At 45.1% G+C, this 12,674-nt stretch carries 11 protein-coding genes; 10 read left to right on the forward strand and 1 reads right to left on the reverse strand.

Features of this window, described 5'->3' with window-relative positions; translation table 11 throughout:
• The first annotated feature begins 212 nt into the window (after positions 1–212).
• From glnA to CC90_RS0100340, 5 genes are all read left to right on the forward strand, one after another.
• Positions 213–1,544, forward strand: coding sequence for a type I glutamate--ammonia ligase (gene glnA, locus CC90_RS0100315; RefSeq protein ID WP_031388850.1), 1,332 nt, complete (start codon positions 213–215; stop codon positions 1,542–1,544).
• A gap of 107 nt (positions 1,545–1,651) precedes the next feature.
• Positions 1,652–2,197, forward strand: a complete 546-nt coding sequence (locus tag CC90_RS0100320) for an ANTAR domain-containing response regulator (RefSeq protein WP_031388851.1) — start codon at positions 1,652–1,654, stop codon at positions 2,195–2,197.
• A 443-nt stretch (positions 2,198–2,640) separates the two neighbouring features.
• The gene (dapF, locus tag CC90_RS0100330) at positions 2,641–3,480 is read left to right on the forward strand and encodes a diaminopimelate epimerase (protein ID WP_031388853.1); all 840 of its coding nucleotides are present in this window, start codon (positions 2,641–2,643) and stop codon (positions 3,478–3,480) included.
• A gap of 36 nt (positions 3,481–3,516) precedes the next feature.
• Entirely contained in the window at positions 3,517–4,731 is a 1,215-nt protein-coding gene (locus CC90_RS0100335) for an LL-diaminopimelate aminotransferase (RefSeq protein ID WP_031388854.1), read from the forward strand.
• A 36-nt stretch (positions 4,732–4,767) separates the two neighbouring features.
• On the forward strand, positions 4,768–5,349 hold the full coding sequence (locus CC90_RS0100340) for a cyclase family protein (protein WP_031388855.1): 582 nt from the start codon (positions 4,768–4,770) through the stop codon (positions 5,347–5,349).
• Between the two features lie 203 nt (positions 5,350–5,552).
• Here the strand turns inward: CC90_RS0100340 and CC90_RS0100345 are convergent, their stop codons facing one another.
• On the reverse strand, positions 5,553–5,945 hold the full coding sequence (locus tag CC90_RS0100345; protein WP_242843215.1) for a DUF5684 domain-containing protein: 393 nt from the start codon (positions 5,943–5,945) through the stop codon (positions 5,553–5,555).
• Positions 5,946–6,383: 438 nt separating this feature from the next.
• Here CC90_RS0100345 and CC90_RS0100350 point away from each other — a divergent pair, with 438 nt between their 5' ends.
• The 5 genes from CC90_RS0100350 (at position 6,384) to gatB (ending at position 12,574) form a co-directional block, all read left to right on the forward strand.
• Positions 6,384–6,968: a GNAT family N-acetyltransferase gene (locus CC90_RS0100350; RefSeq protein WP_035315061.1), complete on the forward strand. Its 585-nt coding sequence runs from the start codon at positions 6,384–6,386 to the stop codon at positions 6,966–6,968.
• Between the two features lie 591 nt (positions 6,969–7,559).
• Positions 7,560–9,311 carry an aspartate--tRNA ligase gene (gene aspS, locus CC90_RS0100360; RefSeq protein WP_031388858.1) on the forward strand — a complete coding sequence of 584 codons (1,752 nt, stop codon included), beginning with the start codon at positions 7,560–7,562 and terminating at the stop codon, positions 9,309–9,311.
• A gap of 39 nt (positions 9,312–9,350) precedes the next feature.
• Positions 9,351–9,644 (forward strand): Asp-tRNA(Asn)/Glu-tRNA(Gln) amidotransferase subunit GatC, encoded by a 294-nt coding sequence (gene gatC, locus CC90_RS0100365; RefSeq protein ID WP_031388859.1) that lies wholly within the window; start codon positions 9,351–9,353, stop codon positions 9,642–9,644.
• Between the two features lie 11 nt (positions 9,645–9,655).
• Positions 9,656–11,125 (forward strand): Asp-tRNA(Asn)/Glu-tRNA(Gln) amidotransferase subunit GatA, encoded by a 1,470-nt coding sequence (gene gatA, locus CC90_RS0100370; RefSeq protein WP_031388860.1) that lies wholly within the window; start codon positions 9,656–9,658, stop codon positions 11,123–11,125.
• An 18-nt stretch (positions 11,126–11,143) separates the two neighbouring features.
• The gene (gatB, locus tag CC90_RS0100375) at positions 11,144–12,574 is read left to right on the forward strand and encodes an Asp-tRNA(Asn)/Glu-tRNA(Gln) amidotransferase subunit GatB (RefSeq protein ID WP_031388861.1); all 1,431 of its coding nucleotides are present in this window, start codon (positions 11,144–11,146) and stop codon (positions 12,572–12,574) included.
• The last annotated feature ends 100 nt before the right edge of the window (positions 12,575–12,674 follow it).

The raw sequence follows: 12,674 nt of genomic DNA on the forward strand, positions 1-12,674 counted from the left end.
ATTTTATGCCACTTGTATAATAGAAAATTCCTATATTCCCTATTATACGAAAATCCTTCGGGAAAATGGTGCGCAGTGGCGTGTGGATGTATTTGGGTATTGACAAAGGAGAGAAGCAGTTGTTATTATTAAACAGAGCAAAGGCGTTCTTTTAAGTGAAGGACTGCCTTTTTTTGTATTTTGATAATAGTAAAGGAAGGGAAGGAAGCATGATGAAAAATTACACGAAGGAAGATATTATAAAATTGGTAGAAGAGGAAGACGTGGAATTTATCCGCCTGCAATTTACCGATATGTTCGGCAATCTGAAGAATGTGGCAATTACAGCGAGCCAGTTGGAAAAAGCGCTGGATAATAAATGTATGTTTGACGGCTCCTCCATCGAAGGCTTTGTACGCATCGAGGAATCGGATATGTATTTGTATCCCGATTACAATACTTTTCAGATCTTTCCGTGGAGACCCCAGCAAGGGAAGGTTGCAAGGCTTATTTGTGACGTTTACCGTCCGAATGGAGAGCCCTTCGAAGGCGATCCCCGCTATATATTGAAGTGTGCGGTAAGAGAAGCTGAGAAACTGGGCTATCGTTTTGAAGTGGGACCTGAGTGCGAATTCTTTCTTTTCCATACGGATGAAAATGGGCTTCCGACTACGATTACTCATGAGCAGGCAGGCTATTTCGATTTGGGGCCGGTTGATTTCGGTGAGAATGCCAGAAGAGATATAGTTCTTACTTTAGAGGAGATGGATTTTGTCATCGAAGCCTCTCATCACGAGGTAGCGCCGGCACAGCATGAAATTGATTTCAAATATGACGAAGCTTTAAAAACGGCGGATAACATTATGACATTTAAGCTGGCGGTAAAGACAATTGCAAAGCGCCACGGGCTTCACGCAACGTTTATGCCAAAGCCCAAGTATGGAATAAACGGCTCCGGCATGCATATTAATATGTCGTTATCCAAGGACGGCAAAAATATTTTTGCGGACGCAGCCGATAATTTTGGGCTGAGCGAGGAAGCTTATTATTTTATCGGAGGAATTATGAAGCATATGAAGGGAATGGCGGCGATTACCAACCCTCTTGTAAATTCTTATAAAAGGCTTGTGCCCGGCTACGAAGCTCCGGTTTATATCGCGTGGAGCGCCACGAACAGGAGTCCTCTTATCCGTATTCCTGCTTCAAGGGGGGAAGGTACGCGGGTAGAGCTTCGGTGTCCCGACCCTTCGGCAAATCCATATCTGGCACTGGCTGTATGCCTGCGGGCAGGGCTTGACGGCATTCAGAACAAGATGATGCCGCCTGAGAGTGTAAGCCGTAATATCTTCACCATGTCCGAGGAGGAGAGGAAAGCGGGAAAAATCGAAGCTATCCCGGAAAGCTTGATCGAGGCAGTACATGAGTTGGAAAAAGATGAGTTCATTCAGGGAGTTTTGGGTGAGCATATTTGTGAAAAGTATATTAAGGCGAAAAAAGCGGAGTGGTCGGAATACCGTTCGCAGGTTACTGACTGGGAAATAGAATCTTATCTGAATAAATATTAAAATACTTCCGGCGGGAGAATGTAATTGAACGGATGGAAATATAATAAAAAACGGAATAAATAGGAAACAGAGTAAATTAAGAAATGGCATAAGGAGGAGGTGAGTATATGACAAGCATTATCGTTGCGTTTCCCAAGCTGGAAGATGCGAAGAACATGAAGAACCTTCTTGTAAGAAACGGCTTCTCCGTTGCGGCGGTCTGTACCACCGGCTCGCAGACGATCGGTCAGGCGGATCATCTGAGCAGTGGTATTGTCATATGCAGTTATAAGCTGTCGGATATGATTTACTCGCAGTTGCACGAATACCTTCCTCCCGGATTCGAGATGCTTCTGATGGCATCTCCCCATATACTTGCCGGTTGTCGGAATAACGACATTGTTTGTCTGGAGACGCCTCTTAAGATTTATGATATGGTGAATACGGTGGAGATGATGATACGAGCGTCGGAGAGACGCCGTAAGCATCAGAAATCTAAGCCGAAGGAGCGGGATGAAAAAGAGGAAGCACTGATTGAAGAAGCGAAACAGATTCTTATGCACCGTAATAATATGACGGAGGAAGAGGCGCATAGGTATATACAAAAGTGCAGCATGGACAGCAGCACAAATATGACAGAGACGGCGCAGATGATTTTATTTATGAATGAGTGAGGAACACTTATTTATACGTGAAGAATATTCATAAGCGGATAACACTCATAAATAAAAGACAGTCATATGGAAGTATAAACAAGCGGGTTCGGATTCATTCCGGTCCCGTTTTTTTCTGTAATGGGAAAGTGCCCCTATTACAGAAATCATGAATGCGCAGCCGCGTGAGCGGAACAAAAACTGTGCAGCCGAAGTGTTTGGCTGTGAAGGTGCGCAAAGCAAAAGCTGTGCTGCAGAAATATTTTGTTGCGAGAGTATATGAAGCACACACTTATTTTAAGCGCAAAAGCACTTTTTGCATATTTTTAGGCAATGATTACAATATATATGGCAAAATATATGTGTTATACTAATAAAAACTTTTGAAGTTTCTATAATCAGTTTCTATGATAGAGATGAAGGATAGAAAGCGGCGGGCCTGCCTGCCGGAAGGGAGCTAGAGCATGGAATTTACGAAGATGCACGGATGCGGCAACGATTACATTTATGTGAATGGTTTTACGGAGGAAGTATCGGCAAGGAAAAAGCCTGAGCTGGTACGAAGACTGAGTGACAGACACTTTGGAATAGGCGGAGACGGAGTCATTTTTATTAACCGGTCGTCACAGGCGGATTTCGAAATGGAAATGTATAATGCTGACGGCTCCAGAGCGGAGATGTGCGGAAACGGCATTCGTTGTGTGGCGAAATATGTTTACGATAAAAGCCTGACCGATAAAACTTCTGTCAGCGTTATCAGTTCCGGGCAGATAAAATATTTAGATTTGATCATAAAGAACGTAATGGTAAAGGCTGTGAAGGTCAATATGGGAAGCCCCATACTCAAAGCGGCTGACATACCTGTCATTTCAGAAAATGAGGAAGTAATTTCCGAAATGATAGAAGTAGAGGGTAAAGTTTATGAAATGACATGTGTGTCGATGGGAAATCCTCATGCGGTAGTCTTTATGGAAGATGTGGAAAATCTGGATATAGAGAAAATCGGGCCTTATTTTGAGAACCATGTTCGTTTTCCCAATCGGGTTAATACTGAATTCGTAAAGGTAATCGACAGAAATACCGTGCAGATGCGAGTATGGGAACGCGGGACGGGAGAAACTCTGGCCTGCGGCACGGGAGCCTGCGCCACGGTAGTGGCATGTATATTAAATGGTTTGACGGAGGAGGAAGTTACTGTTAAACTATTAGGTGGCAAGTTGCATATACGATGGGACAGAAGAGAAAATCTTGTATATATGACGGGGCCTGCAGAAACTGTTTTTGAAGGTGAAATCGAGATATAAAATAAGAAATACGAAATGCGTGAGAGGAGAAACAGAATGTTCAAGATCAATGACAATTATTTAAAATTACCGGGAAGCTATCTTTTTTCCACAATAGGTAAAAAGGTAAATGCCTATTCACAGGCAAATCCGGATAAAAAAATCATACGTCTCGGCATCGGTGACGTGACCCAGCCTTTGGCGCCGGCCATTATCGAGGCATTGCACGGAGCGGTGGAAGAGATGGGAAGCGCAGATACTTTTAAAGGCTATGCGCCGGATTTGGGATATGAATTTTTGCGAAGCGCGATTGCGGATAACGATTATAAGGCGAGAGGCTGTGATATAGCAGCGGATGAAATTTTCATTTCGGACGGAGCGAAATGTGATTCGGGAAATATTCAGGAAATCTTTAGCTTGGACAATAAAATTGCGGTATGCGATCCGGTATATCCGGTTTATGTGGACACTAACGTAATGGCCGGCAGAACGGGCGTTTACGATGCGAGGAAGGAGACATGGAGCGATGTGATTTATATGCCTTGTCTTTCGGAGAATAATTTTGCGCCGGAGATTCCCAGGGAAACACCGGACCTTATTTACCTCTGCTTCCCGAATAATCCTACCGGATCCACCATCACGAAGACACAGCTTCAGGAGTGGGTGGACTACGCGAATAAGGTAGGTGCGGTAATTATCTATGATGCGGCATATGAAGCCTATATTTCGGAAGAAGATGTACCTCATACCATCTACGAATGCGAGGGTGCAAGGACTTGTGCCATCGAGCTGCGCTCCTTCTCCAAGAATGCCGGATTCACGGGTGTACGTCTGGGATGCACAGTGATTCCTAAGGATTTGAAATGCGGGGATGTGATGCTCCATTCTCTCTGGGCGAGACGTCACGGCACCAAATACAATGGAGCGCCTTACATCGTACAGCGCGCGGGAGAGGCTGTTTATTCCAAGGAAGGTAAGGAGCAGTTGAAGAAGCAAGTCGATTATTACATGAACAATGCACAGTACATCTTGAACGGGTTAAAGGATGCCGGCTATACGGTATCCGGCGGCGTGAACGCCCCTTATATCTGGCTGAAGGCACCGAAGGGAATGACTAGCTGGGAGTTCTTCGACTATCTTTTGGAAAATGCTAACGTGGTCGGTACACCCGGATCAGGCTTTGGTCCCAGCGGAGAGACCTATTTCAGACTGACTGCTTTTGGCAGCTATGAGAATACGGTTGCGGCGGTAGACCGGATCAAGGCGCTGTAGAAAGACGCAGAAATTGGAAAGGGCATGGATATAGCTATGAAGATTTATGATATTTCTCAGGAACTGTTCACAAGTCATGTGTTTCCGGGAGATGCTGCACCTACTTATGAGAGACGTTTGCAGATTAAGAACGGCGACATCTGTAATTTGACCGAAATTTCCATGTGCGCGCATAACGGCACCCATTTAGATGCCCCGTATCATTTTTATGACGACGGGAAGAGAGTGGATGAACTGGATTTAAGCCGCTGTGTAGGAGAAGCCACTGTGGCAGCCATGGAAGGGAACATAACTGCCGGACAGATACGTCAGATAATGGAAGGCACTAAATGTCATAAACGCCTGTTAATAAAGGGAAAAGCAACGGTAACCTTAGAGGCGGCAGAGGAAATGAACCGTCATGGAATTCTGCTCGTGGGAGTGGAATCCCAGACTGTGGGCCCTGAGGACGGCCCTATGAAGGTGCATTATGAGTTGTTAAAAGAGGAAGTGATTTTGTTGGAAGGTCTGGTGTTAAAAGACGTGCCCGAGGGCAATTACTTACTTAGTGCAGCGCCTATTAATCTTGGCGGTGCAGACGGAGCACCTTGCCGCGCGATACTTATTGAAAGCGAATAGAGTAAGCGCAAAAGTGTGCTTCGGCAGCACCGCCTTTGTTCCGCGCGTAGCTGCGCATCTATTATTTCTGTAATTAGAGCACTTTTCTGTTACGGAAAAAAAGCAGTACATTCATCGGTATATAACCGACTATGTACTGCTTTTTTTGATTTAAACAACGGGCCATTCGCTAAGTGTGTTGTCCGTTGCCTGTATTCTACTAGCTATATATTGTTCGGTCCCACATACTGAGCCTTGCCGAAGCCAAGAATCAACATAAAAATAGTGCTTAAGAACAATAAGCCGAAACCGAAGGCAACACCCTGCCCAAAGGCTTTTGCCAGCTTGAAATACATCATGATACCTACTACGATGTTTACAAGCGGAATAAGCATAAGTAAGAACATCCAGCCGTTACCAAAAGAAATGTCGAACAGACAGTAAACATTGTAAATTGGAACAATTGCTGCCCAACCCGGCTTACCTGCTTTTGCGAACATTTTCCACATTCCTACGAGCGTTATAACTGCGATTACCAGGATAAATACAAGGTACGCTGAAATAAAAGCCATGGCTGCTGCATAGGATGCCTGATCATAATAAATTTCGTTATTCATTTTCATATCTCCCTCTCATTAGTATTCCTTATTATACTAATAGAAAAACGCTATAAAGTCAACCCGATTTATGGAAAAGTTTAAAAACAGTTACAATAAGTTCAATATATAGTGTTCTGTACCACTGACAGATAGTCAAACCTACTGCTTGTTTTGCTGCCCGTTGCATCAGCTTCACTCCAAACAGTTATTGCTTAGTGCCGTACAGTTTTCTTGCATACAGCAAAAGATTCAGCACGGTTTGGCTAAAGGCTTTTGTCCTACGCGTGTAGCTGCGCATTCGTTTGTTCTGTAATAGTTGCATTTTCTTATTACAGAACAAATATGGAAGAATGCTATATGAAAAAATGTTTGCTATATTTGCCGAAAGGATTATAATGATAAACATTATATAACCTAAAGCAAGATTAATAAACTTAAGCTAAGACAGGAGTGTTGATGATGAATGGTGAAATGATAATTAGAGCGGCAAAGGCAGAGGACGCAGCACATCTGCTGGACATTTATACTCCTTATGTGCAAAATACGGCGATAACCTTCGAATATGAAGTGCCTTCTGTGGAAGAATTCAGGAATAGAATGGTGCATACGATGGAAAAATATCCTTATCTCTTGCTGCAGCGGGGAGAGGAAATTCTTGGTTATGCTTATGCGTCCGCATTTAAAGGGCGTTCTGCTTACGATTGGGCGGTGGAAACTTCCATTTATGTAAAAGAAGGAGCGCATGGGAAAGGCATCGGCAAAAAGCTATATGCGGCGCTGGAGGAAATTCTTGCAGCCCAGCATATCATAAATGTCAACGCCTGCATCGCTTATCCTAATCCGGAAAGTATTTCTTTCCACGAAAAATACGGTTATAAAACGGTAGCTCATTTTACGAAGTGCGGCTATAAATTGGGCAAATGGTACGATATGATCTGGATGGAAAAAATGCTGTGTCACCACCCTGAGAAACCGCTGCCTGTTTTAAATGCATCAGAGGTAATGGATGTATACAATAATACAAAATTTAAAAAGTTTTGATAAAAGGTATTGCATTTAAAAAAAAGTTGTGATAGTATGTGGCTATTAAAAGATTATTGAAATGCATTGAAAGAGACTCTTGTTATGAAATGCGACAGGAATACGGCGTCACCGACTGAGAGCGCTGTTTGCGGGAAGTAACAAAGGGAACACTCTGGAGCAGATGTTCCGAACTGCCGATGAAGGCACTAGGGAGATACGTTAACACGCGTTAAGTGTAAGAGTGGGCAAGGCGGTTCACACATCTTGATAGAGATGTCGGCTTGTCAATGCGGGTGGTACCGCGGATTATTATAATTTTAATTATCCGTCCCGGAATGCAGGAGACTGTGTTCCGGGACTTCTTTGCGCGCATAAGCAGAGTAAGGTTGACGGAACAAGACAGAACGGCTTGCAGTTCTGTCTTGTTTTGTCAATCTTACGAGCAACGCGAACTTTAAATTTCTCTGTAAGAGAAATTTAAAGTCTGCTCATGAGGCTAGCCAACGAGACTGGTCAGGAGGCTGCTTACGAGTTCGGTCAGCGAGCTCATTCAACGCCCCCAAAGTGTAAAGAAGTCCCGGAACGTCAAAAAAAGAAGGAGAGAGTATTATGACGATTAAGAACAGTTACAGAGACATCACAGTAAAAGAAATCGACGAATCCTACATCGGAAAAACAGTAAAAGCGGCGGGATGGGTAGAAAATATTCGGGATCATGGAGGCGTATCTTTCCTGGATTTGAGAGATATGCACGGCGTATTGCAAGTAGTGATCCGTACCCCCGAGCTTTTGAAGGAGATTACGAAGGAAGCCTCTATATCGGTGGAAGGATTCATCGAAAAGAGAGATGAGGAAACCTATAACCCAAAGATACCCACAGGGACTATAGAGCTGGAAGCCAGATCCATTGTTATTCTGGGCAAGGTATACAAACAGCTTCCCTTTGAGATAATGACTTCTAGGGAAACGAGAGAAGACGTTCGCCTGAAATATCGTTATTTAGACCTTAGAAACAGTAGAGTAAAAGAGAACATTATTTTCCGCTCTCAGGTAATTTCCTTTTTGCGGGAGAAAATGACGGAAATGGGATTTCTGGAGATACAGACCCCTATTTTATGCGCTTCCTCGCCGGAAGGAGCAAGGGACTATATCGTTCCCTCCAGAAAATATAAAGGAAAATTTTACGCGCTTCCTCAGGCTCCCCAGCAATATAAGCAGCTTTTGATGGTATCGGGATTCGATAAATATTTTCAAATAGCTCCCTGCTTTCGCGATGAGGATGCCAGAGCAGACCGTTCGCCCGGCGAATTCTACCAGTTGGATTTTGAAATGAGCTTTGCCGAACAAGAAGATGTATTTCGTGCAGGAGAAGAGATTCTGGGCGCCGCTTTTGAAAAATTTGCGCCTGAGGGCTTTGAGGTGACGAAGGCGCCCTATCCCGTTATCAGCTATAAGCAGGCAATGCTTGAGTTCGGAACGGATAAACCGGATCTGCGCAATCCTCTCAGAATTATAGATGTAACGGAATTCTTTCAGAAATGTACTTTTAAGCCCTTTATCGGAAAAACAGTGCGCGCCGTCAAGGTACACGGGGAAATGACCAAGGGCTTTCATGAAAAACTGCTTAGCTTTGCAGTTTCTCTCGGTATGGGCGGTCTCGGATATCTGGAGGTGGAGGAAGGATTGAGCTATAAGGGACCCATCGATAAATTTATCCCCGAGGATAAGAAGGGAGAACTGCTGGAAAAGGCTGGCCTTGCAGTGGGAGATACAATCTTTTTCATCGCAGATAAAGAGGAGAGAGCTAATTACTACGCCGGACAGATTAGGAACGAATTGGGCAGCAAGCTTGATTTGTACGAAAAGAATGCGTATCACTTCTGCTATGTGAACGATTTCCCGATGTTCGAGAAAGACCCTGAGACAAAGCAGATTGGATTTACACACAATCCCTTCTCCATGCCTCAGGGCGGATTGAAGGTGCTTGAGGAAGAGAATCCTCTGGATATATTGGCATATCAATATGACATTGTATGCAATGGTATCGAATTATCCTCGGGGGCGGTGAGAAACCATGATATGCAGATAATGATAAAGGCTTTCGAAATTGCAGGATATGATGAAGAAACTTTAAAAAATAAATTTGGAGCGCTCTATCAGGCATTTCAATTTGGTGCGCCGCCCCATGCAGGAATGGCCCCGGGTATCGACCGTATGCTTATGCTGCTTCGAGGCGAGGAGAACATCAGAGAAGTAATCGCTTTTCCTATGAGCGGCTCCGCCCAGGATTTGATGTGCGGTGCACCGAATGATGTGACGGAAAAACAGCTTCGGGAAGTGCATATTAAAGTCAGAGACTAAATGATCAGTGACTTAGGATTTGAAAGGAGCAGGTTCAAAATGGCAAATATAATAAATGATGAAACAATTGAATATATAGGCATCCTTGCAAAGCTTGAGCTTTCCGAAGAGGAAAAGGAACAGGCGAAAAAGGATATGGGAAGAATGCTCGATTATATTGACAAGCTGGGTGAACTGGACACTTCCGAAGTGGAGCCGATGTCTCATGTTTTTTCGGTCCGGAATGTCTTTAGGGAGGATGTAGTCACGAACGGCGACAGTAGAGAAGAAATACTGAAAAACGCACCGGGGGAAAAAGACGGCATGTTTGTGGCACCCCGGACATTCGCTTAGGAGGCGTGGCTATGGATATATTACAATGGACGGCACTGGAACTTGCGGCCGCAATAAAAAGAAAAGAAGTGACGGTAATGGATGCGGCAGCGGCTGTGTTAGACAGCATTGAAAGCCGCGAAGGGCGGTATAACTGCTATATTACGGTGGATAGAGAAGGGGCATTGAAAAAAGCCGAGGATATTCAAAGAAAGATCGACAGCGGAGAACTTACCGGACCGCTGGCGGGAGTGCCGATGGCTATTAAAGACAATATGTGTACGGAGGGAATCTTAACCACCTGTGCATCGAAGATTCTTGGCAATTTTGTCCCTGTTTTTTCCTCAGAAGCAGTTTTAAATCTGGAAAAGGCCGGTGCGCTCATGATAGGCAAGACAAATATGGATGAATTTGCCATGGGCTCTACCACAGAGACTTCTGCATATGGGGAGACGAAGAATCCGTGGGACGAAAACAGGGTGCCGGGAGGCTCCTCAGGGGGCTCGGCGGCTGCGGTGGCGGCGCAGGAATGCTTTTTTGCATTGGGCTCGGATACCGGCGGCTCTATTCGTCAGCCCGCTTCCTATTGCGGTGTGGTGGGATTGAAGCCCACCTATGGAACCGTATCCCGCTATGGACTGATTGCTTATGGTTCTTCTTTGGATCAAATCGGACCTATCAGTAAGGATGTAGCGGATTGTGCGGCAATTCTTGAGGCAATCGCGTCCCATGATGAGAAGGATTCGACTTCCGTAGCCAGGGATACCGATTTCGCCGATGCCCTGACAGAAGATGTAAAAGGTATGAAAATCGGTGTTCCCAAGGATTATTTCGGAGAGGGTCTGGACGGTGAAGTGAAGGAAGCCGTTTTAAAAGCGGCGCAGGTACTGAGAGATAAAGGCGCTATGGTGGAAGAATTCGATTTGAGTCTGGCAGAATACGCAATTCCTGCCTATTATGCCATTGCGGCGGCAGAAGCCAGTTCCAACCTGGAGCGTTTTGACGGAATCAAATACGGACATCGGGCGCAGGAATACGACGGGCTACACAGTATGTATAAAAAATCCCGCTCCGAAGGCTTCGGGGCAGAGGTGAAGCGGAGGATCATGTTAGGCTCCTTTGTACTCAGTTCCGGTTATTATGACGCGTATTATCTGAAAGCGCTGAAGGTAAAAGCTCTTATTAAAAAGGCCTTTGACGAAGCTTTTTCCAAATATGATCTGATTCTCGGTCCCGTTGCTCCTACCACGGCTCCCGGGCTGGGGGAGAGCCTGGCAGACCCTATTAAGATGTATCTGGGAGATATTTACACGATTTCGGTAAACCTTGCAGGACTTCCGGCCATCAGCGTGCCCTGCGGGATTGATTCTAAGGGGCTTCCGATTGGGCTGCAGCTTATCGGAGATTGCTTTCAGGAGAAGAAAATCATTCAGGCGGCTTACACCTATGAAAAGGCAAGAGGTGTCTTTGGCACTCCAACTATAGAAAACGAAGAAAAATAAGGAAAGGTGGTCTAGGATATGGCGAAGCAATATGAAACGGTCATCGGTCTGGAGGTTCACGTAGAGCTTTCTACCAAAACAAAGATTTTCTGCGGCTGCTCCACTGCCTTCGGCGGTGCGCCCAATACACATACCTGTCCGGTCTGCACCGGTATGCCGGGCTCTCTTCCGGTGCTGAATAAGCAGGTATTGGAATATGCCATAGCGGTAGGGCTGGCTACCGAATGTGCGATTACGCAGTACAGTAAATTCGATAGAAAAAATTATTTTTACCCCGACAATCCTCAGAACTATCAAATATCCCAGCTCTATCTTCCTATTTGCAGAAACGGCAAGGTGGAAATAGAAACAGAAGTAGGAAGTAAGACGATAGGAATCCATGAGATCCATATGGAGGAGGATGCGGGCAAGCTGATTCACGATGAATGGGAGGAATGCTCCCTCGTGGACTATAACCGTTCCGGCGTTCCTCTTATCGAAATCGTATCCGAACCGGATATGCGAAGTGCGCAGGAGGTAATAGCCTATCTGGAAAAACTTCGCCTGACGCTTCAATATCTCGGCGTTTCCGATTGCAAGCTTCAAGAGGGTTCCATGAGGGCGGATGTAAACCTGTCTGTCAGAGAGGCAGGTGCAAAAGAATTCGGTACGAGAACGGAAATGAAGAACCTGAATTCCTTCCGCGCAATAAAGCGTGCCGTGGAGAACGAGCGGGAAAGGCAGATAGATCTACTGGAGGCTGGAGACGAAATAATTCAGGAGACGAGAAGATGGGATGATAATAAAGGAGAGTCCTATGCGATGAGAAGCAAAGAGGATGCTCAGGACTACCGGTATTTTCCTGACCCTGACCTCGTGCCTATCCAGGTCAGCGATGAGTGGATCGTTCAGATTAAAGAAAGACAACCGGAAATGAGGGCGGAGAAGATAACGCGCTATAAAAAGGAGTACGATATTCCCGAGTACGATATAGAGATTATTACCAGTTCTAAGCATATGGCGGATATATTTGAGAAGACCACAGTTCTTTGCGGGCAGCCCAAAAAAGCGGCGAACTGGCTTATGGTAGAAACGCTTCGTTTGTTGAAGGAGAATGGTATGGAGCCGGAGGACATCCGCTTTTCTCCCGAGAACCTGGCAAAGCTTATCGGGCTTACGGAAGAAAAAGTAATCAATAGTTCCGTAGCGAAGGAGGTATTTGAGATCATGTTCGATACCAATATCGATCCGCAATTATATATAGAAGAAAAGGGATTGAAGACGGTAAACGACGAAGATGCGCTGCGCAGGACGATAGAAGCGGTAATAGGCGCCAATCCTCAATCGGTCGAGGACTATAGAAGCGGCAAAGAAAAGGCAATTGGATATTTGGTAGGACAGACGATGAAAGCGATGCATGGCAAAGCGGAGCCGGGTATGGTGAATAAACTTTTGAAAGAACTCTTGTAGAAAGATATGAAATAAAAGCAGCCGATTGGTTAATAAATGACCAGTCGGCTGTTTTTATTGTCGGCATAAGGATTTATAGCTGCCGGACATGCCTAAAACA

Source organism: Kineothrix alysoides (genome assembly GCF_000732725.1).
Taxonomy (GTDB): Bacteria; Bacillota; Clostridia; order Lachnospirales; family Lachnospiraceae; genus Kineothrix; species Kineothrix alysoides.

Coding starts and splice junctions, on each gene's coding strand:
- CC90_RS0100320 (WP_031388851.1), top strand. CDS start 1,652: ATGACAAGCATTATCGTTGCGTTTCCCAAGCTGGAAGATGCGAAGAAC.
- aspS (WP_031388858.1), top strand. CDS start 7,560: ATGACGATTAAGAACAGTTACAGAGACATCACAGTAAAAGAAATCGAC.
- CC90_RS0100340 (WP_031388855.1), top strand. CDS start 4,768: ATGAAGATTTATGATATTTCTCAGGAACTGTTCACAAGTCATGTGTTT.
- glnA (WP_031388850.1), top strand. CDS start 213: ATGAAAAATTACACGAAGGAAGATATTATAAAATTGGTAGAAGAGGAA.
- CC90_RS0100350 (WP_035315061.1), top strand. CDS start 6,384: ATGATGAATGGTGAAATGATAATTAGAGCGGCAAAGGCAGAGGACGCA.
- CC90_RS0100335 (WP_031388854.1), top strand. CDS start 3,517: ATGTTCAAGATCAATGACAATTATTTAAAATTACCGGGAAGCTATCTT.
- CC90_RS0100345 (WP_242843215.1), bottom strand. CDS start 5,945: ATGAATAACGAAATTTATTATGATCAGGCATCCTATGCAGCAGCCATG.
- dapF (WP_031388853.1), top strand. CDS start 2,641: ATGGAATTTACGAAGATGCACGGATGCGGCAACGATTACATTTATGTG.
- gatC (WP_031388859.1), top strand. CDS start 9,351: ATGGCAAATATAATAAATGATGAAACAATTGAATATATAGGCATCCTT.
- gatB (WP_031388861.1), top strand. CDS start 11,144: ATGGCGAAGCAATATGAAACGGTCATCGGTCTGGAGGTTCACGTAGAG.
- gatA (WP_031388860.1), top strand. CDS start 9,656: ATGGATATATTACAATGGACGGCACTGGAACTTGCGGCCGCAATAAAA.